The organism is Thermofilum sp., assembly GCF_038871435.1.
Classification (GTDB): domain Archaea; phylum Thermoproteota; class Thermoprotei; order Thermofilales; family Thermofilaceae; genus Thermofilum; species Thermofilum adornatum.
This window is the reverse complement of the sequence record NZ_JAVZIC010000002.1, coordinates 303,019-325,694: the sequence shown is the minus strand read 5'-3', so window position 1 is coordinate 325,694 and position 22,676 is coordinate 303,019. Positions and strand designations below refer to the sequence as shown.

25 protein-coding genes are annotated in these 22,676 nt (G+C 45.3%); 12 read left to right on the top strand and 13 right to left on the bottom strand.

Features of this window, described 5'->3' with window-relative positions:
• Position 1: 1 nt before the first annotated feature.
• Positions 2–322, bottom strand: coding sequence for a PTS sugar transporter subunit IIB (locus QXT17_RS04165; protein WP_020962989.1), 321 nt, complete (start codon positions 320–322; stop codon positions 2–4).
• A gap of 70 nt (positions 323–392) precedes the next feature.
• Here QXT17_RS04165 and QXT17_RS04160 point away from each other — a divergent pair, with 70 nt between their 5' ends.
• Complete coding sequence (locus QXT17_RS04160) at positions 393–857, top strand: PTS sugar transporter subunit IIA (protein WP_020962990.1); 465 nt, start codon at positions 393–395, stop codon at positions 855–857.
• Positions 858–907: 50 nt separating this feature from the next.
• On the opposite strand, the gene QXT17_RS04155 is transcribed toward QXT17_RS04160, so the two are convergent.
• A complete protein-coding gene (locus QXT17_RS04155) occupies positions 908–1,639 on the bottom strand; it encodes a phosphoribosyltransferase family protein (protein WP_020962991.1) in 732 nt (243 codons plus the stop codon).
• Between the two features lie 84 nt (positions 1,640–1,723).
• Between QXT17_RS04155 and QXT17_RS04150 the strand changes: the two genes are divergently transcribed.
• From QXT17_RS04150 to QXT17_RS04140, 3 genes are read left to right on the top strand one after another with little or no spacing between them, the layout of a single operon-like run.
• Positions 1,724–2,512, top strand: a complete 789-nt coding sequence (locus QXT17_RS04150; RefSeq protein WP_148682119.1) for a hypothetical protein — start codon at positions 1,724–1,726, stop codon at positions 2,510–2,512.
• A 3-nt stretch (positions 2,513–2,515) separates the two neighbouring features.
• A complete protein-coding gene (locus QXT17_RS04145) occupies positions 2,516–3,328 on the top strand; it encodes an energy-coupling factor transporter transmembrane protein EcfT (RefSeq protein ID WP_020962993.1) in 813 nt (270 codons plus the stop codon).
• Position 3,329: 1 nt separating this feature from the next.
• Positions 3,330–4,955: an energy-coupling factor transporter ATPase gene (locus QXT17_RS04140; protein WP_342784343.1), complete on the top strand. Its 1,626-nt coding sequence runs from the start codon at positions 3,330–3,332 to the stop codon at positions 4,953–4,955.
• Between the two features lie 3 nt (positions 4,956–4,958).
• On the opposite strand, the gene QXT17_RS04135 is transcribed toward QXT17_RS04140, so the two are convergent.
• Positions 4,959–5,966 (bottom strand): phosphoribosyltransferase, encoded by a 1,008-nt coding sequence (locus tag QXT17_RS04135; RefSeq protein ID WP_020962995.1) that lies wholly within the window; start codon positions 5,964–5,966, stop codon positions 4,959–4,961.
• Positions 5,967–6,140: 174 nt separating this feature from the next.
• On the opposite strand from QXT17_RS04135, the gene QXT17_RS04130 reads away from it, so the two are divergent.
• Together QXT17_RS04130 and bgaS are read left to right on the top strand one after the other, a co-directional pair.
• Entirely contained in the window at positions 6,141–7,418 is a 1,278-nt protein-coding gene (locus QXT17_RS04130) for an MFS transporter (RefSeq protein WP_020962996.1), read from the top strand.
• Between the two features lie 2 nt (positions 7,419–7,420).
• Entirely contained in the window at positions 7,421–8,980 is a 1,560-nt protein-coding gene (bgaS, locus tag QXT17_RS04125; protein WP_052885547.1) for a beta-galactosidase BgaS, read from the top strand.
• Here the strand turns inward: bgaS and QXT17_RS04120 are convergent.
• From QXT17_RS04120 to QXT17_RS04110, 3 genes are all read right to left on the bottom strand, one after another.
• The gene (locus QXT17_RS04120) at positions 8,970–9,878 is read right to left on the bottom strand and encodes a winged helix-turn-helix transcriptional regulator (protein WP_187147004.1); all 909 of its coding nucleotides are present in this window, start codon (positions 9,876–9,878) and stop codon (positions 8,970–8,972) included. The genes bgaS and QXT17_RS04120 overlap by 11 nt on opposite strands.
• Before the next feature lie 67 nt (positions 9,879–9,945).
• Positions 9,946–10,953 carry a galactose-1-phosphate uridylyltransferase gene (galT, locus tag QXT17_RS04115; RefSeq protein WP_020962999.1) on the bottom strand — a complete coding sequence of 336 codons (1,008 nt, stop codon included), beginning with the start codon at positions 10,951–10,953 and terminating at the stop codon, positions 9,946–9,948.
• A 35-nt stretch (positions 10,954–10,988) separates the two neighbouring features.
• Positions 10,989–11,312, bottom strand: coding sequence for a hypothetical protein (locus QXT17_RS04110; protein WP_052885548.1), 324 nt, complete (start codon positions 11,310–11,312; stop codon positions 10,989–10,991).
• Between the two features lie 101 nt (positions 11,313–11,413).
• Here QXT17_RS04110 and QXT17_RS04105 point away from each other — a divergent pair, with 101 nt between their 5' ends.
• On the top strand, positions 11,414–12,541 hold the full coding sequence (locus QXT17_RS04105; RefSeq protein WP_020963001.1) for a galactokinase family protein: 1,128 nt from the start codon (positions 11,414–11,416) through the stop codon (positions 12,539–12,541).
• A 21-nt stretch (positions 12,542–12,562) separates the two neighbouring features.
• Here the strand turns inward: QXT17_RS04105 and QXT17_RS04100 are convergent, their stop codons facing one another.
• A complete protein-coding gene (locus QXT17_RS04100) occupies positions 12,563–14,599 on the bottom strand; it encodes a hypothetical protein (RefSeq protein WP_342783664.1) in 2,037 nt (678 codons plus the stop codon).
• Entirely contained in the window at positions 14,596–15,678 is a 1,083-nt protein-coding gene (locus QXT17_RS04095) for a metallophosphoesterase (protein ID WP_342783663.1), read from the bottom strand. Before QXT17_RS04095 ends, QXT17_RS04100 begins: the two co-directional genes overlap by 4 nt.
• Before the next feature lie 124 nt (positions 15,679–15,802).
• Between QXT17_RS04095 and QXT17_RS04090 the strand changes: the two genes are divergently transcribed.
• Complete coding sequence (locus QXT17_RS04090) at positions 15,803–16,648, top strand: cation diffusion facilitator family transporter (protein WP_020963004.1); 846 nt, start codon at positions 15,803–15,805, stop codon at positions 16,646–16,648.
• A 63-nt stretch (positions 16,649–16,711) separates the two neighbouring features.
• Positions 16,712–17,050: a 4Fe-4S dicluster domain-containing protein gene (locus QXT17_RS04085; protein WP_342783662.1), complete on the top strand. Its 339-nt coding sequence runs from the start codon at positions 16,712–16,714 to the stop codon at positions 17,048–17,050.
• 79 nt (positions 17,051–17,129) lie between these two features.
• Here the strand turns inward: QXT17_RS04085 and QXT17_RS04080 are convergent, their stop codons facing one another.
• Complete coding sequence (locus QXT17_RS04080) at positions 17,130–17,411, bottom strand: hypothetical protein (RefSeq protein ID WP_020963006.1); 282 nt, start codon at positions 17,409–17,411, stop codon at positions 17,130–17,132.
• Positions 17,412–17,488: 77 nt separating this feature from the next.
• On the opposite strand from QXT17_RS04080, the gene nrfD reads away from it, so the two are divergent.
• From nrfD to QXT17_RS04065, 3 genes are all read left to right on the top strand, one after another.
• Positions 17,489–17,923, top strand: coding sequence for an NrfD/PsrC family molybdoenzyme membrane anchor subunit (gene nrfD, locus QXT17_RS04075; RefSeq protein WP_020963007.1), 435 nt, complete (start codon positions 17,489–17,491; stop codon positions 17,921–17,923).
• Between the two features lie 147 nt (positions 17,924–18,070).
• Entirely contained in the window at positions 18,071–18,859 is a 789-nt protein-coding gene (locus QXT17_RS04070; protein ID WP_052885682.1) for a sulfite exporter TauE/SafE family protein, read from the top strand.
• Positions 18,860–19,013: 154 nt separating this feature from the next.
• Complete coding sequence (locus QXT17_RS04065) at positions 19,014–20,057, top strand: hypothetical protein (protein ID WP_052885549.1); 1,044 nt, start codon at positions 19,014–19,016, stop codon at positions 20,055–20,057.
• Between the two features lie 16 nt (positions 20,058–20,073).
• On the opposite strand, the gene QXT17_RS04060 is transcribed toward QXT17_RS04065, so the two are convergent.
• From QXT17_RS04060 to QXT17_RS04045, 4 genes are read right to left on the bottom strand one after another with little or no spacing between them, the layout of a single operon-like run.
• A complete protein-coding gene (locus tag QXT17_RS04060) occupies positions 20,074–20,421 on the bottom strand; it encodes a hypothetical protein (RefSeq protein WP_020963010.1) in 348 nt (115 codons plus the stop codon).
• Positions 20,411–20,788 (bottom strand): hypothetical protein, encoded by a 378-nt coding sequence (locus tag QXT17_RS04055; RefSeq protein WP_020963011.1) that lies wholly within the window; start codon positions 20,786–20,788, stop codon positions 20,411–20,413. Before QXT17_RS04055 ends, QXT17_RS04060 begins: the two co-directional genes overlap by 11 nt.
• The gene (locus tag QXT17_RS04050; RefSeq protein WP_020963012.1) at positions 20,789–21,448 is read right to left on the bottom strand and encodes a succinate dehydrogenase/fumarate reductase iron-sulfur subunit; all 660 of its coding nucleotides are present in this window, start codon (positions 21,446–21,448) and stop codon (positions 20,789–20,791) included.
• Positions 21,449–21,462: 14 nt separating this feature from the next.
• Positions 21,463–22,617: an FAD-dependent oxidoreductase gene (locus QXT17_RS04045; protein ID WP_342783181.1), complete on the bottom strand. Its 1,155-nt coding sequence runs from the start codon at positions 22,615–22,617 to the stop codon at positions 21,463–21,465.
• Between the last annotated feature and the right edge of the window lie 59 nt (positions 22,618–22,676).

The window sequence follows — 22,676 nt, the reverse complement described above, 5'->3', positions numbered from 1 at the left end:
TTTATTTTTTCTCTATCCATCCAGCATCAAGTAGTGCTTTTGTTATCTTTTCTCTCATCTCTTTTTTATCCACGAGACTCTTTAATCCTACAATTATTTTTGCCGAGCCTTTTAATTCGGGTTCATGTATTATAGAGCAAACGATAATATCGGCGCCTCCGGCTTTTGCAGTCAATATTTCTGTTGGTTCAACCTTTGCAGGAATACCGAGTTCCTTAAATACATCATCTACGAACATTTTCATGATCAAGGAACTTCCCTGCCCAACACCACATACAGTGAGAACTTTTAATTCTCTTCCTAAAATGTAGCTATAAGTCATCGGTTTTTCACCTTACCTTAAAATTTAATTGTAAGAAAGTATTTATTGTTTTTCAGCCACGCAATGAAATGTGGCCTGCTCCTATAACGAGATATGGAAGGCGGTTGAGGAAAGAATCAAAGTTGTGGAAGTAGTGTCAGACTGGAAAGAAGCAGTAATCCTTGCAGGTAAGCTTCTGCAGAGAGATAATTGCATAGAAGAATCCTACATAGAAGGAATGATCAAGACATGTCAAGAATTGGGACCCTATATTGCAATTGCTCCTGGACTTGCTATTCCCCATGCACGACCAGAGGAAGGTGCCCAAAAGACGTGTTTCTCTATACTAGTAGTGCGTAAAGGTGTTAACTTCGGTTCTCATAACGACCCCGTTTACATAGTAGTGGCTTTTTCCTCTCCTGACAAAAAATCACATTTAAAATTTCTCCAAGTTTTAGCTGAACTCTTCGCAAATAAAGGAGAACAAATAGTGAACAGCCTCCGTGAAGCAAAAAATACCTATGAAGCCCTGTCAATACTAAGGGAACTATTATAGAAGTAATTACCATGCGTAATTATTGATGCAAGAGAAAAAAAGATTGTTTTTCACTGCTGAATGTTGAGCAAGACCCGAGACTTAACTTCCTCGCTGAGAAGACTCCGCCATGCATTGCTCAAAGATACTATTGCAAAGACGCCCACAGTGTACGCGTCAGCGTCGCGGACAATATTCAATAGTGCTTTCAGAGTTCTTCCTGAACGGAGTAGGTCATCAGCTATGAGCACTCTAGAGTTCTTTGGTATGTGGTTCGCCGGGAGATATATGTGGACAATGCTGGGTGGATCTGTCTGAAAAATCTGTGCAGAGAGGTATTTTATCGACTGGCTTTCCCGCTCCCTGCGTGCCACTGCCAGCTTGGCGTCTAAAACCCAAGCAAGTAGAGATGCTAGTGGGATACCATTTACTGCAGCCGTCAAGACGACGTCTACGCTTCTAAAAAACGATAAATAAGCCTCGGCCATTGCCACTGTCAAGACGTCTTCATCGTAGGCCAGCTCTGCTACGTTGACCACGCCGTTCTCATCGATTTTCAGCTTGTTCTGAACAACTTGGGCGAAGACGTTCTCGCTCCTCAATGCCTGAATAATGTGGACTGCCTTTAACTGTGGAGGCAGAACTGTCCCAACAATGTACCGTTTAAGTTCAGGCTGTGATATCCTAATCTTGTTCTCTGCCAAGATCTCGTACAAGTAGCCGAGCTCAAAATGTTTGCTTAGGGTCTTCAGGGCTCTCCAAGCCAGGATCTGGGGTATTGCTGCTTCACTTCTGGTTATCATGATTTCATTTTTTTGAAAGAAATATATAAGTTTAACGCTAAATCAGAGAGAAAAATTTAAAAATAAAAAGTGGTTGCAAAACACGTGAAGGCACAAATCAAAAGAAAAATAACATGGATGCACATAGTCACCTTCGTATTTGCAACGGCAGTCGCATATGTCCTAGCAGTAGTCTCGTCCCTCATCTTCCCAGTCCTCGGCGCGCCCGGCGTATCCGCTCTGTACGTCGCGGCAGCTATTTACGTTCCACTAGGTGTTTGGATGGGCATGTGGGGCGCCCTAGCAGGATACTTTAGTTGCCTTTTTCTGGGGCTCTATCCCTCGGGCTACACCTTACTACAATCCGTTGTTTGGTCTTTCGCAGACTTCATCGAGGCCTTTATACCTGCATTCCTCTTTAGAGTCCTCAAAATCGATCCAGACTTCACAGTGAAAAGGGGCTGGGCTGCCAAGCTCTTTCCATTGTTTATCTCTTTGGGCTCAATTATACTATTGGTCGGCATTACAATACAGGTTCTCTGGGGAAGCCTTGGCGAACCCTTCACAAGCATTTACGTTTACTCTGTCTATACAGGGCTAGCCCTCGCCCTACTTGGCCTGCTTGTAGGGCTACTCGTAGGTGACAAGAAGACTTGGGCTACATACATTGTCGGAGTCATTCTGACCTCATTTATTTCAGGTCTTTGGGGAGCCGGCACCCTAACCATCTTTAACTTTCCACCGCCTCTCCCCAGCGAAGCCTTCTGGCCAGTATTTGTAGGCTGGGTTGCAGGAGACCTCATTGTCCTCTCAGTACTTTCAACTGCACTCCTCGTGGCACTTACGCCTGTCTTCAAGCGAACTGGGCTCTACGTTGAAAAATGGTGGGCGTAACTAATGCCGACAATACTTGGAGAACTAACAGGCTTTGAAGCAAAGAATAATGTCTATATGTCGTTGCACCCTGTAATCAAAATATTAGTTCCTCTTTTTTTCTCTCTTGATGTCCTACTGATAAAGAACATCCATTCGGCACTCATTCTCGTTTTCCTCGTCTTTGCTACTCTTCTCTTTGCTGGTGTCCCGTTGAGAATACTCAAGGGCTTCCTAATACTTATAACCAGTATAAGCATCTTCATTGTTTTGAGTTTTATCCTGTTCACAAACGTCCCTGGAAACAAGTTATTTGAATACACCCTTCTCCAGGTCAACGCCGAGAAGGGCACACTTGTCTGGAAGATAAGCATTACTGACAGCGCTCTTATCAAGGCAGGCATGTTTATCTTTAGGATACTCGCTATGATTTTCACTGCGACACTATTCGTTGCAACGGTAAGCGACAGAGACATTGTTTGGGGGCTTCGAGACCTCCACTTACCCTTGGGATTTTCAGTAGCTGTGTCCCTCTTCTTTAGGGGTATAAGTCTATTCCTAGAAGACTTCAAAGTTATCAGAGAGGCAATGATGTCTAGAGGAGTAGACTTCGAGAAAACAAGCCTTTCAAAAAAATTCATGCTTTACGTGAACGCATTGATACCCCTTGTCTCGTTGATGATAAACAGGAGCTATGAAGTATCTCTTGCCCTTGAATCAAAAGGAATATCTCCGTGGACAAAGTCGAAGCGCCACAGAAAGCTCGCTTTTAGAAGGGTGGATCTCGCAGTATTTGTCCTTGGCTTTGCACAGCTACTTATTTTCGGGGTGATTTGAAGTGGAGATAATCAACGTCCAGGATCTCTACTGGCAATATTACTCCTCGCCAGACTATGCACTGAAAGGCATCTCCCTCAGTGTGGAAAAGGGCGAATTCCTAGCGGTTACTGGTCCAAGTGGAGCCGGCAAGACAACACTAATGCTTACACTTGCAGGCATTATCCCGCAGAGGCTCCCCGGGAAGTTTAAAGGAGAAGTCACTGTTCTCGGCGAGTCCACTCTTTCGGCAGACCTGGCAAGACTAATGCAGAAAGTCGGCGTAGTGTTTGAGGATCCCGAAATACAATTCGTAATGGGTTCGGTGGAGGACGAAGTCTCGCTTTCACTTGAACCACTCGACATATCCGAAGACGAGCTTCATAGACGTGTTAATCATGCCCTAAAAGTGGTAGGGCTTGACGAGTCTTTCCTTTCACGCAACCCGTTACAGCTCTCAGGCGGAGAGAAACAGAGGGTAGCCATAGCATCAGCCATAGCCAAAGAGCCAGAGATACTTATCCTTGACGAGCCAACCTCAGACCTAGACCCACTCGGCAAAGAGGAAGTTATACAGGCAGTAGAAAAATTAAGGCGCGAGACAGATCTAACGATTATTCTTGTAGAGCAGGACCCAGAAATAATTCAACGTTTTGCTGAAAGAGTCGTGGTTCTCAATTATGGGAAGATAGTTTTCGACGGCGAGCCAAGCGAACTCTACAAGAATCTAGAGCACCTAAAGAGGTTTTCAATATATCCTCCCGAGCTATACGAGCTGTCTTTCAAAGCGGGGCTAAACAGCCCCTCCTATGAGAAGCTATTAGAAATGGCCCGAAGTGGCAACCTAAACCACGACATCTGCAAATTCTACGAGACGAGAAGCGAGGGGAAACCAAAGCTACAAGCAGTAAACATCACACATGTTTATCCAGGCAGTGTCAAAGCGCTTGAAAACGTTAACCTAGCTATAGGGACAGGCGAGCTTGTGGCTTTTCTTGGTCCAAACGGTAGCGGGAAGACGACCCTTGCCAAGATTCTCGCAGGCTTATTGGATCCAACCGAAGGCAAGGTATTGATAGATGGAAAAGACTTGAGAAGCTTTAATAGGCTCGAGCTAGCATCAAAGGTAGGCTATGTTTACCAGAACCCACAGCACCAATTGTTCTGCCAGTCTGTCTATGAAGAGGTAGCTTTTGGACTTAGGCTCCGAGGTTTACCTATTAACGAAATTGAGGAGAAGGTTGAAGTTGCCCTAGAAACATTTAGGCTTGGTCACCTAAGAGACGAGCACCCGTTCTTCCTTAGCAAGGGCGAAAAAAGACGCCTAGCATTGGCAAGTGTATATGCCCTAGACCCCGACATTCTTATAGTTGACGAGCCAACAACAGGTCAGGACAGAGTCTTCTCAGAGCAACTTTTCCAACTATTAAGAGAATTGTCCTACAAAAATAAGAGCGTCATAGTCATTACCCACAGTGTAGAGCTTGTAGCCAAGTATGCTGACCGATTAATCATCCTAAGAAGGGGAAGGATAATAGCAGACGGATCCCCAGTGGATGTATTGACTAACGATGCTATAACGAGGGATGCAAAGCTTAAAACTCCCCTCATAGCACAGCTCTGCAAGCATGGCGACAAAAAATCTTAGAAGCTACATTGGGCAATGTTGCAGGGTCAAAGCTTCTTCTAGCCTTCTTTTCCTCGTTTCATATACTCTTTCCAGCCATTCAGGGTACCATCCATAATCAGAAAGCTTGCTCTTTGAAGCCTCCAGCCTTGCCAACGTCTTTTCCAGGTGTTCACGGATCCTGCCGTGCTCCATGCTTTCGCCAGTAAAAAGGATGCACTGTCTCTCGCTCCAGTCACCCGGCTGATCTAGCCCCGGAAAATAAGAATAAATCATTTTCTCCAGGATACTGGTATCTGTAGTGCCACCGAGAGGATTCTTGCCTGGCAAATCAAGGTCGAGACCATATAGGGGCATATCGAAGTTGTTTGAAGCAAGGGCAGACAAGTCCTCGATCCCTATGAAAACCGACTCCACATCCAAGCTATCAAGAAAAGTTGCCACTTTTTTAACCCCAGGCTCGGAGAGGAACCCATAAATAAAAACACGCTTAAACCTTAGGCCCTTCAGCTCCCCTATCTTAACCAGGTACTTGAAAGCTGATTCAAGAGTCTGCCCAGTCGCAACTGTATCGGCTACAATCACGTTTTCGATCTTGCTAGGTATCTCTCCAAGGGATCCATAGGTTACGCTACTCTCGCCTGGGACAGCATGACTAGATATCCGAATGTATATCTCTCTAATGTTAGCGGTATGTCTCCTCAAGGCCTCATGCAACATATAGCCAGGAGAACCCCTCAAAACATGGAGAAAGACTGTTTGATCATCCTTAATCATGTGGAGTATTATTCGTGAGGCTTTCTCCGCCAAAGCTAGAGCCTTGGCAGACAAATCTGAACCAACAAGCTCCGGTTGCGAGGCAATTTCTACGCCCTCCTGCGAATCAAGCAGGTAGACTTGCCCCGGAACATCCATATCTACCTTGAAGAGCCTTGCATCTTTACCTAAAAATTCTTCTTCAACCCTCCTACACACGTCAGTCTTCACTCCAAACGTGTCGATTACTTCTTTGGCACGTTTAGATTCTACCAAGCATGTTGCACCTCAATTTGAGAGCCAATACGCCCTAAAAGGCAAAATCAAGGGTTGAAATATAAGAACTTAGCGGCTCTTCTCAAGTCTGCCTTAATTTTGAGAGGGGAAACAAGTAAAAACAAACCATATGAACGCAAGATTTATTTAGTTTGAGAGTGACTAATAAATGCTATGACGAAAAAATATAAATGGTTCATAGTAATATTCTTCTTCATATTCTTGACCATACACGAGGCAGATAGATTCATCATATCAGCGGTGGCGCCACAAGTAATGGACGAGTTTAAAGTGACGTATAGTCAACTTGGCTTAGTATTCTCGCTAACAGTCCTCGTAGCAGCTTTGCTTTACCCGGTCTGGGGATATCTATATGACAGATATTCACGCAAAATGCTTGCTGGACTCGCTGCACTAATATGGGGATTTACAACAATATTTAATGCACTTTCAAGGACATTCGGAGAATTCTTTGCCACAAGGCTTGCTACAGGCATAGATGACGCCGCCCCACCAGGAATCTATAGCTTGGTAGCAGACTATTTCGAGCCCTATAGCCGTGGAAAAGCCCTCGGTATATTAAATGCCACGGGACCCCTCGGCGCAATCATAGGAACAATACTTTCGCTGTCAATTGTATCGATGGGTCTTAGCTGGAGGAACGCCTTTTTCATAACGGGTCCCATAGGCGTCATCATAGGAATCCTAACATTTTTCGTCATAAAGGACATTCCTAGAGGAAGCTCTGAACCAGAACTTCAAAACCTCCTCGAGGAAGACATTTACAAGGCGAAGTTTTCGGACCTCCCACGTTTATTGAAAAACAGGTCTCTAATATTGCTTTATCTCCAGGGCTTCTGGGGCGTTTTTCCCTGGAACGCCATCACATTCTGGTTCGTAACCTACATGGAGAAAGAAAGAGGAATGGCCCCAGATATAGTCATGGTTGTTATGTCTATCTCGCTGATAGCCATGGTTATCGGCAACCTTGTCGCTGGGGTAATTGGCGACTGGATGTTCAAAAGGACGAAGCGGGGCAGAGCCATATTTGGTGCTATAGTTGTGTTCTTCTCAGCTGTACTAATTTACTTAGCTATCCGTGCCAGAACAAACGAAGAATTCATGCTCTTCACAATCTTGACGGCGTTCGAGATACCAATGGCTGGACCCAACGTTGTAGCAGCTATAACAGACATTACAGAGCCAGAGCTAAGGTCAAGTGCAACAGGTTATCTCAGATTTTTCGAAAACCTTGGAAGCGCCGCTTCGCCTTTCCTGTCCGGCTTGCTAGCTGAAAGCATTGGGCTGGGGGAAGCTATTCTATGGATAAGCGTATCAACTTGGCTCCTATGCTTTGTCTTCTTCTCCTTGTTGGCCATAACTATACCAAGGGACGTAGACAGGCTAAGAAGCCTTATGAAGGAGAGAGCTGAGAAATTAAAAGGTGGCTAAAAGTGTTCCCAAAGAATTTCCTGTGGGGTGTATCACTAGCAGGTTTCCAGTTTGAGATGGGAGACCCAGCAGGCGAAGCCTTGGATCCAAACACTGACTGGTATGTATGGGTTCACGACAAATACAACATTGAAAACAAAATAGTTAGTGGGGATTTGCCAGAAAACGGCATAGATTATTGGCACCTTTACAGGGAGGATCACGCCCTAGCACAGAGCATAGGTCTAAATGCCTACAGGCTGAACGTTGAGTGGAGCAGGATATTCCCTAAACCAACATTCAACGTAGAGGTAGGTATCGAGGAGGAGGAAGGCATAAAGACAGAAATAGACATATCCGAGTCTGATCTTGAAAAGCTAGACGAGCTCGCAAACAAGGAAGCGCTAAGACACTACCGCGACATCATAATGGATCTCAGACAGAGAAACTTCTACGTCATCCTGAACCTAGTTCATTTCACGCTTCCAATATGGCTCCACGACCCAATAACCTCGAGAGCCACAAATGCGAAAAAAGGTCCTCTAGGCTACGCTGACCCCAGATTCCCCATAGAGTTTGCAAAATTCGCCGCCTACATCGCTAAAAACTTTGGAGACCTTGTCGACACATGGTCAACATTCAACGAGCCAAGCGTTGTAACTGAGTCGGGATTCCTAACGAGAAAAGGAAAATTTCCACCTGGGATATTCAACTTCAAAGCATATAAAAACGCAATGATCAACATTGCCCAAGCACACTTCCTAGCATACCACGTCATCAAAAAATTTGACAAAGTAAAGGCCTATCCTAGCTCCGAAGCTCCGGCAAGCGTTGGGATCATACACAACGTTGTCCCATCCTACCCGTTAAACGCCACAAAGAAGTCAGACATAGATGCATCAAGGGTTGTACACCATCTGCACAACGCATGGATTCCCAACTCCATCGTAAATGGATGGATCGACCTAGACTTCGACCTCAAACAAGAATCGGGAGAAATCTATGAGAAATACAAGGGAAAACTCGACTGGATGGGCATCAATTACTATTCAAGGGCAGTCGTCAAAGGTAAATTCAACATACTAAAACCATTAATCCCATTCCCCGCATACCCAGTCCTAGTCAAGGGATACGGCTTCGAATGTACACCAGACTCACAAAGCCTAGCAGGCAGACCCACAACAAACTTTGGCTGGGAAATCTACCCAGAAGGAATAGTTGAAGCAGTAAAACTCATGAAAAACTACAATGTCCCACTCATGATCACCGAAAACGGAATCGCAGACCGCGACGACAAGTATAGACCACACTACCTGGCAATACACCTCAAATACCTAGAAGACGCAATAATGAACAAAGAAATACAGCTCAACGGGTACCTACACTGGGCACTCACAGACAACTATGAGTGGGCCGACGGCTTCAGAATGCGCTTCGGCCTCATCTACGTAGACCTACAGACAAAGAAACGACAAAAGAGGGCGAGCGCAGACGTCTTCTCAAAGATAATAGCAGAGGGCACAGTGCCAGACGAGTATGTAAAAGCGGCAAAACAAGTGCTTAAACTAGGCTCTAATACCTAAGAAGCCTGACATAATTTTTTCCGCCAACTTTTTCTACCTTCACGTATCCAAGTTCCTGCAGCTTCTTTATACGGCGCCACAGCGTTGTTGTCGGCATCTTCACGTATTGACCAATTTCTGACTGAAACATGCCCCCGCCCATTTTCTTTAGAAGCTCTATTATTTCTCTATCTTCCTCCGAAAGGTTACCATTCCTCCTCTTAAGCAAATAGAACATAGCTATTCCCGCAAACAATAATATAGCCAATGCTATACCTATTGTTTCAGCGCTGAATATTTGAGTGGATGTTTGGCTTGGCTTGCCTGGGGCTAGAGATGACCCGTTCTGTGTAGAGGCTGGCTGTTTGTTTACTTGTGGAGTTGTTTGCGGCGTGGTTTTATCCTGTGAGATACTTTGCGGTATGTATGCAAAGGATAAAGACACGCTTCCACTGGGAAACTCGAGGACGAGGTTAGAGTCAGAAGTAGATACGGCTAGGGGTACGGGTTGCATAGAAATTAAAGTGGATCCTTTTGGAAGCTTCACAATGCTTTCTATGGGCGAATTATACTGGAGACTCCATATACCTTTGGAAAAAGTCGTTATGGTCTGGGTATAATAGCTGATATTTATTCTCGTGCAGTTAAGGGCAAGAATGGTAATAGTGTTACTTGTCTGGTTGATGTCGTATGCTAATGGGTTTCCGGATTGATCAGTAACTATGATGCCTAGCTCAGTTATAGGTGTACCTATAAGGGAAACATCATATATACTTGTAGCATTGACCTTTAACGAATAGTCTACCCTGACTAAGCCACTTTCCAGAACAGTGAGCGTGACATATTCATCGGGCAAACATGTAACAGTATAAGCTAAAGCCAACAAAAACACGAGTAGCGCAGGGGCAACTCTACGCATATTATCGAGAAAACACAAGTGAGATTTAAATGTGATGAGAATAAACAGCATATAAAATCTGACAGCTCTATGCGGGAGAGTTTAAGGGTGGCGACCCACTCGCTTTAAGTTTCTCGTATGCCCTTCTGGCAGCCTCCTTGAGTTCCCCTGCCCTTTCCTCCGGCAAGCCGTCATAAGTGAAAACCCATCCTCCCCACTCTATCCCGGCTGGGTACTTCAGTTTGTCTTGAGACCTGTGAACGGGGTAGAACTCTACGTGAAAATGAAAATCCACGTCTCCGCGGCACGGAGCTTGATGCAGAATCATCATGTAAGGCAAGCTGAAGCCGAAAAGCGAGTTATAAGTAGCTACGACAAATCGAATAGCGTCCGCCAGGGTTTTTTCCTCCTCCTTTTTCAATTCTTTGAGACTGCCAAAGTGGCGCAAAGGATAAATGTGTACCTCGTAAGGCCACATAGCGTAGAAGGGCAAGACAGCCACAAAATCTCTGTTTTCATATATGACTCTCTCTTTTCCGTCCCTCTCTAGTTTGGTGATGTGGCAAATTAGGCACTCTCCATGATCCTCTATGAACTTTTTCTGCATCTCTATTTCCCTAGCTACCCGAGGAGGAATAAATGGTAATACATAGACTTGGCTATGCGGATGTGTCAGGGAGACACCAATCACTTCTCCCTTGTTCCTAAATGGGAGCACATACTGAATCTTTTCATCCATGCATTCCTTCTCTGTTACGCTCCTAAGCGTCTCTATGTATTTAACTAGGTTCTCAAATGGGATGCTGTCTAGATCCCCCTCGTGTTCTGGCGTCTCAACTACAACCTTTGCAGAACCATAAGCCTCACGTACAAGGTAAATATCCCGAGATTCCCGAGATACTCTAGCTTCGCGTTTCAATGCTGGGAACTTATTATCCAGCAAGAGAACATCCCAGCCAAAGCCAGTCTCATCGCTCCCTGGACAGAAGGGGCATCTTTCTACTTGTCTCCAGGGACGCTTGCTACGTTGACTTGAAACTATGACCCAGCATCCCAGAAGAGGGTTCCACCTTAACTCGTTATAACTGTTGCTCACAAAGCTAAGCAATAAAAAAAGAAAAATAAGTCTTTTTAAAGAAGGGTTGGGAAAAAGAAGCCGAAAATGGCGTTTATGATGTAGACGAGCACCGCGATGACTGCTGCGCCTAGCCATCCGACGCCCTGTATCTTTCTAAGGGCGTATAGCCATACAAGAATAGCTATCACTGTTCCAAAAGGTATCTCTACAACTTTGAAGACCCAGAAAATTATTGCTCCAATAAGTGCCGTTATGAAGGCTCCAGTGATTGATTCTGCTTTCTGTTTTCCTGGAAAGATTTTTAGCGCTAGCCAGACTGCGATGGCTGATACAATCCATCCTAGAATAAAGTTAATTATTGTTCCCACTGTCACGATATAATGTATAGTGATAAAGGCTTTTAAATTTTTCCTAGCCTTTCCTTTTACTGAAAATATTTTTGAAAAAATTTTAATCCACCATTGTTGAATTAAAACATGTGTTCACTGCGTCAGCTCCAGGTAGAGTGGATTTCCTCAACACGCACCAGGACTATAAGGGTTTACCAGTTGTTCCCATAGCGATAAACCTGAGGACATACGTAACAGTGATAGAGGAGAGCAACTACTTTGAAATCAAGAGCGAAGACCTCTGCAGAGAGGGCAAAGACTGCATCGACAAGTTCTCTCCCTTGAATCCGTCACTACTCGAAGGAAGATGGTGGGGAAACTATCTCAGAGCAGTTGTGAAAGCTGTAGAGGAGCATCTGGGAGAGCCCCTAAGAAAAGGCTTCAAGGCAACCATCACGAGCAAGGTTCCCGTTGGAAGCGGATTATCAAGTAGCGCCGCACTAGAAGTGTCCTTCCTGAAGGCTATCGACCACTTCTGCAATCTTGGCCTCTCAAAAAAGGACTTAGCCGAGCTAGCCTTCCAGGCGGAAAACAGGATAGCAGGCATCCCCTGTGGTAGACTAGACCAGTACTCTTCGGCCTTCGGCGGAATAATTCTATTGAGACCCAAACCTCCCGTGGAAATAGAAGAATTAAAGCCTGGAAACGTGCAACTCATAGTTGTAGACTCTGGGATAAGGCATAGTGTCGCAGATATACATCCATCAAGGCAGGAGGAGATAAATAGCGCCCTTAGGAAGCTAATGGAGAACCCAAAAGTTCCTCATGAGCTTAGGGAAAAACTAGGATACAGATATGACCAGCCAAAATGGGAACAAATTAGCCTAGATGAGATAGAGCCATACCTGGACATCTTAGCCGAAAAGGAAAGGAAAAGAATCCTCTTTACCATCCTAATGCAGGCCTCAACAATGAGAGCAGTAGAAAAAATGAGGAGAGAAAACTGGAACCTAAAAGAGATAGCACCCGAAATCAACTACCAGCACGAACTGCTAAGAGACCTATACGATGTAAGCCTCCCCCAGCTCGAAAAGATAAGGGACGCGATGCTCAAGGCTGGAGCCCTAGCTGTAAAGCTGAGCGGCGCAGGCATGGGAGGAAGCCTCATAGCACTAGTAGAGAAAAATGAAGAAGAAATAGTAAAGTCTGCACTTTCCGCCGGCGCTAAGGAAGCGTGGAAAGTATGGCCTGACAGTGGAGCGCGGATTGAAGAATAATTTTTCCTAGAATCAACACCTTTATTCAAAGCAACCATAAGTGGCGGCAAGCTCTGGATACCCGCACCTGGTAAGCTGCATGCATACCGCATAGTTTTTCTTCTGCGTATATTCTTTAAGAAGCAAAGCGGCTTCAAGTAGAATGTTTGAATACTCACATTTCCCACGGCTAAGTAGCTTAACAAAGTCCTCGAGCTCCCTCAATGTGTCCAGATCCTGCTTTTCTCTTATCTTCGCCTCTAAATACGCAAGCTTCACTGAATAATAGCTGGCATTCTCGGCCCCACCCATTTTTTCTAGTACCCCTCCCAGGATTTTCTTGGCATTTGCATAGTCCTTTAAATGAATAAATGCGATACCCATCAGAGTCTCCAGTTGTATGTTCTTCTCTAACCCAATCTTTTCCACTTCACCGATTGCCTCTAGTGCAAGCTCTGGGAGAAAACGGGAAAGCCTAGCCTCTGCAAGCCTATAGGACGTTTCCAGGATTTTTTCAGAGTACCTGGGATTAATAGCATAAAGTTTTTTCAGGATTTCTAGCTGGAGCTCGAGTAGCTCTTCGGCAAGGGCCATAGCATAGTTGCTTGAGGCATGTCTCTCCAAGACATGTAGCCTGAAAAGAGTGGTATTGCTTAAAAGAGAGGAAACAGTCCCCCTGCTCAGGATAGAAACAGCTTCCAATATATCGACAGAGTTTTCGCTGTGCAGATTGTTTAGTGCGAGAAAAGCCAGATACTTGTCTGCACCAGGTACGCCTGAAACAAGGAACCATGAAGCTATGAAGGGGGCCTCGGATGAATAAACCTTTTCTGCTATATTGCTTGGAACCAATATCTTTTCCCGAAACATCCCCTGGACATAGCTGTTCCTGAAAGAGTACAGTCCCAGGTGCGGAACCTTTAGCAAAAGTCTCTGTAGTATAGCTTCAGACTCCTCGTCAATCTCCTCTATTAACTCTACCGGGAAGCTCCTGGTCTTAAACATTGAAGGCAACCTAAGTGCATCTGCAACCTTCACTGGAACGATTTTTCTAAGTTTCTCAGCTAGTAGACCAATATCGCCTGGAACTTCACAATTTTGCCCCAGCACTTGGCAAACGCCTAGATATGTAGAGGCCAGATCTACATAGGAGGGATTTCCCATACTTTTCTTAGCGATTTCGTGGGCAAGCCGTTCGTCATCAACCCCGTCCCACTTTAGTCTAGAAGAAGCAATTTTTTCAGCGTCCTCGAGTGTTATTACTCCTTCAAGTTCTACTAGTTGCCGCGACGCGCCGTCCCAGCCGGCAGGCGTGAATAAAAAGTCTTTGCCAGGTGTAAAGACAACCTTTTTACCTGAGAGCTTAAACGCTACGTTTTGAGAGCCATAGTAGAGAGTATAATTTTCGCTTAGTAGCTTTTCAGACAACTTGAATGCAAAGCTGTGTTTTCCCCAGCCGTTTTCACCGCTAATTAGAATTGCTCTTCCAGAATCTATGTTCCTTAATGCGTCCTCAAGCAAGGCTTCGATCCTTTCGCTTACTATTATCTCTGTAAGGAGGGGCCAGAGGTAATCTATCATCCAGGGCAGATTCTCTCGCATAATAGAGACAACGTAAAGCTCTCCCTTTTTTGGTTCGACCTTAATATTGTATGAAAGTCTCTCAATAATCTCGTCTGCTATCTCCTTGCACTTGTGAAAGCTAGCCCCAGTAGTCTCCTCCACAAAGGATAAGCCATTGACTAGCCACTTGACACTCTCTATGGTTAACAAAGAAAGATCTACGCCTCCAAAAAACGCCTCGACTAGTGCCCTAAATATTTCAGCAAGCCTCTTGTCTTTTCCTAGGATGTTTACCCAAGAGATTTTTTCTGATACCAGTTTGTTGAGAGTTTCCTTTATCCTTTCTGGCTCTTCTTTTCCAGCAAAAGCATGGAAAAGGACTGGTTCCACGTCGTCGAAAAATTTTCTGGCACAATCGTAAAATATTTCGGGAACATTTTCTAGAGAAGCCGACTCAGAGGCTAGTCTGGACAAGTTTTTTGCTACACAAGTATAGTATGTGTCCGGAGATATCATAAGCCGTAATAATTATTATTGAATATTTGTTTTTTGCCTTGAATCTCTTTTTCGAAGAGAACAACCTCCTTTCCGTCCCACTTGCAGAGCCTAACCTTGCCCCCCTCTATCCTGACGTATGTCTTATTCTCCACGCCGTTATCGGAATTATAACTGTTTTTTACCCAGCTACCAGTGTTGATAAAAACTTTCCCATTGCTAACCAAAAATCCGGGAACATGTGTGTGTCCAAAAATCACTACATCCACCCTGCCGATTTCTGGGTACGACTCCAGAAATGAAACTAGCTTTTTAAGAGGCTTGCTCACTGCCAGTGACTCTATGCTCTTTCCACGTAGCCTACTCTTGAAAAGTCTCGGCCCAATTTTCTGTACAAAGCCGTACCACACCTTGTCCTGGAGGTCCCTCCAGAGAAGAATGATCAGGGGCGAAAAGAGTATGATGCTTGCCAGGATAATTGTAGCCTCCATGAGTAGCGATGTCGCATGGAAAAGGAAAAGCAACAAAAGGACGGTAAGCGTCGCCAAAGCTGCAAAAAACCATTCGAGCGGCCCAGGCAAGGCAAACAGCATCTCCGAGAACAAATAGATATAGGACTGGACTCTCCAAAGACCCTTTGTAAGAAGGAAAAGGTTGTCCAGCTGGTGGCCGTGGAAAAGGAGGACCTTCTTCCCCTCCACGTCGAGCAGGAGGATGTCTGGAGTAACATATATTTCTCCAGCCCACCTACTACCAGGGAAACGCATCCTCGCAGATATCCTGTCATGATTGCCTGGCACAAAAATGACCGAGGAACTTAGGCGAGCAATAAGACGCAAAGGATTCAAGGCGTCCTGGAAAACGTCTCTCAGGCTCCCGCTCCAGAGCTCAAAAATGTCGCCAAGGAGAACCAGTAGCCTAGTCTTGTCCTCATCGTTGAGGTGATCCAAAAAATTTGAGAGATCTTCGTGGAGAGAAAGTGTCCTCCCACCATACCTTAAACCGAAATGCACATCGGAAAAAACAATTGCGTTTTCGTCTTTTGCCAAGTGTACAAGAGGAACCCTGCGTCCACCGACATTTAGCTCCTCCACAAACATATCTAGACGCAAAGCCTAAGTTGTCCCAAGAAATAAATTTATCCCCCGTAGCATAAGCAACGTACCAGATTACTAGCAAAAAATTTAATTCTACAGTTTTCTCGTACAGACAAGGACTGAACTAATGGGTGACAAGAAAGAAGCAGTAGCCATAGCAACTTTCATGACTGTTCTAGGTGTAACAATAGGGAAAGGCATAGTCTATCTCCTCACCTCAAGCATGTCAGCACTAACCGAGTTCGCAGACTCGGTGACGGACATAGCTACCTCACTTTTGACGTTCATCTCTGTTAGGCTCGGAAACAAGCCGCCAGACGAAAACCACCACTACGGACACGGTAAAGCAGAGGCAATAGCCGGCTACACAATTGGAATTTTCGCAACAATTGCCATGTTCTATATTGCTCGGGAAATACTAACACGCTTAACAACCGGGTACCAGGTTCACGCCAACCAAGAAGCAATCTACTTGACAGCTGGACTAATAGTTGTAGATATCTTCCTTGTAGCGATAAACTATATTGGATACAGAATCGAGAAGAGCCTCGCCCTTAGGGCAAACACAATAAACTATCTAGGAGACACAGTAAGAGGCTCAGGCCTACTCCTAGCAATATCCATCCCCAGCCTAGACCTCCCAATCGCAACACTACTCTTCACATTCTTGGCTTACGAGGTTTACAGACTCCTCCGCGAAACAACCTCCGTACTAATGGACGAGTCGCCAACAGACCTAACACTTAAAATAATGGAAGCTCTCAGGGAAACAAAAGAAGTAAAAGAAATAAGAAAAATCCGTACAAGGTGGACAGGAAACACCTACCACGTGGACCTCACATTAGCCCTAGACCCAAGCTATACACTAGAAGAAGCACACAAAATCTCGGAGACAATTGAGAAGAAGATAAAGAATCTATCAAGCTCAAAAATAGACATAACTACCCACCTCGAACCATGCGACCCTTCCTAAGAAGATTTGAGGTATATGAAACATAACATATAGCGCATGTAGCGCGCGCTAACCGTTTGCCCGATGGGCGCTTCATACATAGATAAGGATGGTCTCGTAAAGATCGACCCGAGCCTCTGCATTGGATGCAAGTACTGCATGACCGCGTGCCCGTACGGCATGAGGTGGCTTGAGCCCGTTCTTGGGCTACCGGAGAAATGCATGGGCGAAGAGTGCCAGACCAGGATTAAGCAGGGCCTACAGCCCGTCTGTGTAACAGTATGCCCAGCCGGAGCCAGGGCCTTCGGCGACCTAGACGACCCCAAGAGTGAAATCAACAAGAGGCTTAAATCAGGCAGGGTCATAAAGTTGCTCGAGTATAAGGGTACTAAACCAAAATTCTTCGTGGTGGTGGGAAGATGATATTCCAGGAAATTTGGAACCCGGTAGTGCTGGGATTCTTCCTCTGGTTCGCTGGTATCGCTGGAATGGGCAGTGTGGCCTATGCCTTAATGAAGATCTCCAAGGTCGAGGAGAAGCTAAAAGAATTATCAGTGATAATCTTCGTTTCCATTGTGCTGGCGCTTGTCTTCGTTGTAGCAGACCTATCTCGGCCCTTAAACATGCCCTTCGCAATCCTACAGTCTCTCCTATCGGGAACCTTCATCGTAAAGATATTCATCTCATGGATGAGTTTCGGAATATCTGTGCTTGCACTTCTCCTGTTGCTCTCTTTCCTGTTGCTATTGAGGCATACGTTTGTTCCAGGCCTACAAAAGCTCACGGATCAGAAATGGTACCTCGTACTGACTGGTCTTATAGGATTCCTGGTCGTGATATACAGCGGATTCCTCATTGCAAATGCCCCAGGAATACCCTTGGAACAACGCACTTATCCCTGTTCTATGGATCTTCTCAGCCTCAGTATGTGCAGTGGCCATCCTCAAAATCCTCGTAAAGAACGAATCAATTATACACTTCCTTACACGGGCAGGACTCACACTCGAAGTAGGAGAACTGGTTTCCCTAGTAGCTCTAATAAACGTCTCATTGTACTCGGGTATCGAGGCCGCACAAGAGAGCGCATACGCACTCTTCCTAGGCCCCCTGGCGCCGGCGTTCTGGCTATTTGTAATTATCATAGGAGTACTTGTACCTATGGGTCTAGGCTTCGTATTGCTTAAAAAGGAAGATAGAAACCTTGCTCTGATTTCAGCGATTTGCGGGCTCATAGGAGCCTTGGCCCTCAGAATGCTTGTCCTCTGGGCAGGAATACCAATACCAATAACACTCTAGGGAAAAAGCCTTAAAAAATATTATTTTTTCTTTGGAAATTATTCACTGTTAAAAACTTCCTCTACTTCCTCTATAGATGTTTTCATGTGTATAGCTCCTTATTTTTACATAAATGTTTATGTTCTAGAGAAGGTATACTCATGCTTTATGAGTGGCATAAGCCTAATACAAGTGTTTCTAGCTTTGTTGTCTGGCGGCATTGTAGGCTTTTCTCTAGGGCTGATAGGCGGGGGCGGCTCCATTCTGGCGGTTCCCTTGCTTATTTATCTCGTAGGCTATAGTGATCCCCATGGGGCAATAGGGACAACTGCCCTAGCTGTTGGTATAAATGCCCTCTTAAATATCGTCCCCCATGCATTAAAGCGGCATGTAAACTTTAGGCTTGGAGTAATTTTTAGTTCTACTGGCGTTATAGGTGTTTACTTAGGCTCTGAGCTTGGACTAATGATGGAGGGTAGGAGGCTTCTCTTCCTCTTCAGCCTGCTAATGATACTAGTTGCGATAAATATGATCCTCTCAAAAAAGGAAAATTCCAGCAAGGGGTTCCAAGTAGCAAAGAATTCATTTTTAAAGCTTGCAGGTGCAGGTTTAGGAGTAGGTTTTCTTTCAGGATTTTTCGGGATAGGTGGAGGCTTTTTAATTGTTCCCGCATTGACCACATTTTCTACCATAGATATTGTGCAGGCCATTGGAACCTCCCAGATAGCTGTTTCTTCTTTTGGTTTTCTAACAGCAATAAGATACTTCCTCAAGGGCTACGTGGATATCACTTTTACACTTCTCTATGTGGTAGGAGGAATCATTGGAGGGTGGGCCGGCACATATTTCATGTCCAGGATTCCGCAGAGCACATTGAAAAAGATCTATGCCGTGATAATTTTTCTCGTCGCTCTCTACATGTTGTACATGAATATAGGGGCTTTATCCTCTAAATAATGTTCTCTAGCGCGCGCTTGAAGTTTTGTCCTCACTAGTTGTTCCCATGAAAATCATAGATGGATGTTTTTCCTTGGGTGAAAAACGTTTTCTCCTGCTTTTTCCATAGTTTTCCTAATTAACCCGATATGTGTAATGTTCTGTGGGGTAAAACATGAGGACAAGAAATATCGGATTAGTGCTGGCGGCTGTATTAATACTCTCTATGCTTGTACCAGTTTTTTCAGGCCCAGACAAAAGCGCAGAAACTCTCATAACGAATGCTGAGAGGTTGCAGAGACAGGTGTACTACAGGAACAGTGTACTCGTCAACGCTACTTCAGGTCTAAACACAAGCCTGTATGCATACAATTTATCTCTTATACTCAACCTTACGAAGCTAGCTGACTCCTATCTAAACACGAGCAAGCAACTTTACAGCCATGGCAATTATACAGGGGCTGCCACCTATGCCATCAAGGCAATAAACACCTACGGAGAAGTTATCGAGCTACAGGAGAAACTCTCAGACGCACTACATGTAGAGTTTAAGGTAGGAAAAGAGCAAGAAGAATACAACATAACCGCGGCAAATGTCACAGCTATAAACAGGACAGCCCTAGTACTCCAACTAGAAGTCCTAAAAGCAAGAATAGCTGAACTTAAGAACGTCCTCGGCAAAGTTAACCAGTCCATCTACAATGTAACCGGCGCCCTGAACCTGCTTGACGACGCAGAAAGTCTACTCTCCGATGCAGAGGCAAAGCTACAGACCGGCAACATAACTGTCTCAGAGCTTGCAAAGACCCTTGGAACAGTCAAGAAGATACTTGGGCTTGTCAACGCAGAGCTTCAAAGAGCATCCCTCAAGGTAACAGTAGTCAGGGCAATGAAGCTAGGCATCCTCAAGAACAACGCTACACAGGTTCTAAACATGACTCCAATAATCAACCACACAAAGATAAAGGGTAAAGGAAAACCATCAATAAATGATACAAAAGAACTCGAGGAAGAAGTCAACAAGACAGAGTCCAAGCTAGAGAAGGAAGCCAAGAAGCAGGCAGACATAAAACAATTATTCAAACAGGCTGAGAAACAAATACAAGAGGCAAAGAAAGACATCAACGTTATTAAGAAAGAGGTAAAAGAGGAAGAAGAGGGATACGGCAAAGGAAATCAGGGTAAAAAAGAAGAGGCCAGAGGAAACAACAAAAAATAATTTTGTTTTTGTGTTTTTATTTTAAAAGTATTATCACATTGAAGCCTATCAGCCAAGTCATGATTATTATTCCGATGACCAGCATTATCTTCTTTGAGACATCTTCACGTAGCAACTGTGCCTCAACCAGCACCATGTGCAAGCCATACAATGCATGATAGGTTGCTGCCGCTGCTAAAACAATTTCCCCCGCCATTACGAGTGGATTCTTCAACGCAGATATCACTTCCTCGTAGGTTGGAATACCGTGGGCGGAGCCCGTCAAGTGGACCCTGTAGATATGTGCGAGGACGGCCAGGGTCAGTATTGCCCCTGTTACTGCCTGGAGGAGCCAGGCTTTCCCAGACCGACTCCTAGAAGACATTCATTATCACCCATGTACCTATAAGGAATAACAAAACAATGGTAACCCAGCTAATGGCGAGAATAGTTTTCCTCTTTTCTACCATTATCCCCATCTCAACTATTAACGAGTATAATCCTAGGACTCCGTGAATAACTAGCGCGGCCCACAAAAACAGGTCCACCAAAATAGCTGGGGGAGATGTGAATACTCCTAGAAATGCATTGTAGACATCCTTTCCGAGTACAACAGTCGATATATCGATCATGTGTGCAAGGAAGTATAGAGCCATAATTATCCCGGCTAGTCTTCGAGCAGCAAATGAGACTTGCTCCAGGCTTCTACCCCTTAGCTTGAACCAAGACCTTAGAACATACCCTATATTCATTTATATCACCTGTAATTTTCCAAACAAGAGTTCTTTCCTAATCTTCATAATTGTCTCGCCAGGCTTAAAGTCAACAGGACACCTTGCACTACACTCGAAAGACCCGTGACACGCCCACACGCCCCTGCGGCTGTCAATGATTGCGGGGACTTTTCCGTTGCTGGAAGACTTGTAGGACATAGCTATAACTGAGGGGCCAACATATCCTTCAAACGTGTTTGCGATTGGGCACGCGGAATAGCATATGCCGCACTCTAGACAGTCGAGTAGCTTCTCTACCTCTACTGTGCCCGCTACTTTTTCATGGGTCCCTGGCTTCACGAGGGCATACTGCTTAAACATTCTAGACTTGTTGACTGCCAGGTCGCTTATCACCTTGAATCCTCTCAGGGGCTCTAGGACAACTATCCCGTTCCTCGCGACTTCCCCTATTTTCGTTATGCAGGCCAGCCTCTCTACCCCGTTTATAATCATTCCGCATGCGCCGCACGCACCGTGATGGCATGCATGCTCAAAGGCTAGGGTTCTGTCTTTTTCTAGACTAATTTTCTCAACAACATCGAGAACGGAGGTGTCTGGGTCGGCCTCAACTTCGTAGCTTACGTATTTTGGTTCTCTCCATTCAGTCTTATATTTTCTAATTATAACGCGGTACTTCATACAGTTGCCTCACCTCATGTGAAATAGCTCCAGTAAGGAGCAAGAGGTGTATCAGCGGTTCTGCAAGGCTGAGTTATTCCAATCCTCTCCGCTACGAAGTCCGCCATCTTCTCGGCCATCAGCCGGGCAGTAGTAAATTTCCCACCAATAATGCTGGCAAAGTTTTCGACCCCTTCCCTTGCATGGTCAATTATTGCGAAGCTCCTGCTAACCTCCCTGCCAGTAGATGCCTGGACAGCCCCTACAAGCGGCCTAGAAGAGACAAAAGTAGCTTTCACCTTTAGCTTTGCAACTATCGGTGCGAGCTCTGTGCCCCTCTTCAGCATTAGTTCGACGTGTTCTCTGGGTATAGTAACCGTGTCCGGGTCCTCCACTACCCAAGAAGTCGTACCAATCACCGAAGTCCCCCTCTGGTGAATAATGATGTCGCCGTCTCCGGGCTTATTCAGCCTATTGAAGACCCTGTGACCAATCCTGGCGTTGAGGGCTACCATGACGCCTGGGCTCGGCTTCACCGGCACGCTTAGACCAGCGAGCCTGGCAACCTTGTTTGCCCAGGCACCAGTAGCGTTGACAACATAGTCAGCCTCGAGCTCGTATTCGCGTTCCGACGTCTTGTCGAGGACACGGACAGCCTTTATTGCTCCAGACTCTATCCTGAAGCCTACAACCTCGCTGAATGGTCTTATGTCTGCGCCGTGCAGTTTTGCCGACGCTAAAAAGCTCAGCATAACCTTCAACGGATCAAACGTGCCGTCCGGAACAAGGACAGCCGCCTTTAGCCCAGGGTTAAGGTTCGGCTCGAGCCTCAACGCCTCGTTCCTGTCTAGCTCCTTCACCGGTATACCTGCCTCCTCGCACTTCTTCAAAAAGAAATCCTTGTACTTTAGATCAGACTCGTCTATCGCAACAAATAGCCCTCCATTTTTCTCGAAAAGGAACGGGGCAATCTTCCTCAAAGTAACATTCTCGAGGTAGCACTCCCTGGCAACATCCACGTCAGCGACATACCTGCAACCACTATGCAGAAGCCCATGCGTCCTACCACTCGTACCACTGCCTATCGAGCCACGCTCCAGCAGTGTGACTCTTGCCCCCCGCTGGGCAAGGTCATAGGCTATTGCGGCACCAGTCACGCCTCCACCGATAACGACAACATGCTTTGTCAAGCCGGCTCATAGATTATTCCTATGAATAATATAAAAAGTTTTTTAATTAAAAGATATAA

Excerpts from the sequence above, each read along its gene's own strand:
- QXT17_RS04155 (WP_020962991.1), bottom strand. The coding sequence starts at position 1,639 with ATGATAACCAGAAGTGAAGCAGCAATACCCCAGATCCTGGCTTGGAGA.
- QXT17_RS04050 (WP_020963012.1), bottom strand. The coding sequence starts at position 21,448 with ATGAAGTACCGCGTTATAATTAGAAAATATAAGACTGAATGGAGAGAA.
- QXT17_RS04145 (WP_020962993.1), top strand. The coding sequence starts at position 2,516 with ATGCCGACAATACTTGGAGAACTAACAGGCTTTGAAGCAAAGAATAAT.
- QXT17_RS04090 (WP_020963004.1), top strand. The coding sequence starts at position 15,803 with ATGGGTGACAAGAAAGAAGCAGTAGCCATAGCAACTTTCATGACTGTT.
- QXT17_RS04060 (WP_020963010.1), bottom strand. The coding sequence starts at position 20,421 with ATGTCTTCTAGGAGTCGGTCTGGGAAAGCCTGGCTCCTCCAGGCAGTA.
- QXT17_RS04095 (WP_342783663.1), bottom strand. The coding sequence starts at position 15,678 with ATGTTTGTGGAGGAGCTAAATGTCGGTGGACGCAGGGTTCCTCTTGTA.
- QXT17_RS04165 (WP_020962989.1), bottom strand. The coding sequence starts at position 322 with ATGACTTATAGCTACATTTTAGGAAGAGAATTAAAAGTTCTCACTGTA.
- QXT17_RS04055 (WP_020963011.1), bottom strand. The coding sequence starts at position 20,788 with ATGAATATAGGGTATGTTCTAAGGTCTTGGTTCAAGCTAAGGGGTAGA.
- QXT17_RS04070 (WP_052885682.1), top strand. The coding sequence starts at position 18,071 with ATGAGTGGCATAAGCCTAATACAAGTGTTTCTAGCTTTGTTGTCTGGC.
- nrfD (WP_020963007.1), top strand. The coding sequence starts at position 17,489 with ATGCCCCAGGAATACCCTTGGAACAACGCACTTATCCCTGTTCTATGG.
- QXT17_RS04120 (WP_187147004.1), bottom strand. The coding sequence starts at position 9,878 with ATGCGTAGAGTTGCCCCTGCGCTACTCGTGTTTTTGTTGGCTTTAGCT.
- QXT17_RS04130 (WP_020962996.1), top strand. The coding sequence starts at position 6,141 with ATGACGAAAAAATATAAATGGTTCATAGTAATATTCTTCTTCATATTC.
- QXT17_RS04085 (WP_342783662.1), top strand. The coding sequence starts at position 16,712 with ATGGGCGCTTCATACATAGATAAGGATGGTCTCGTAAAGATCGACCCG.
- QXT17_RS04100 (WP_342783664.1), bottom strand. The coding sequence starts at position 14,599 with ATGATATCTCCGGACACATACTATACTTGTGTAGCAAAAAACTTGTCC.
- QXT17_RS04065 (WP_052885549.1), top strand. The coding sequence starts at position 19,014 with ATGAGGACAAGAAATATCGGATTAGTGCTGGCGGCTGTATTAATACTC.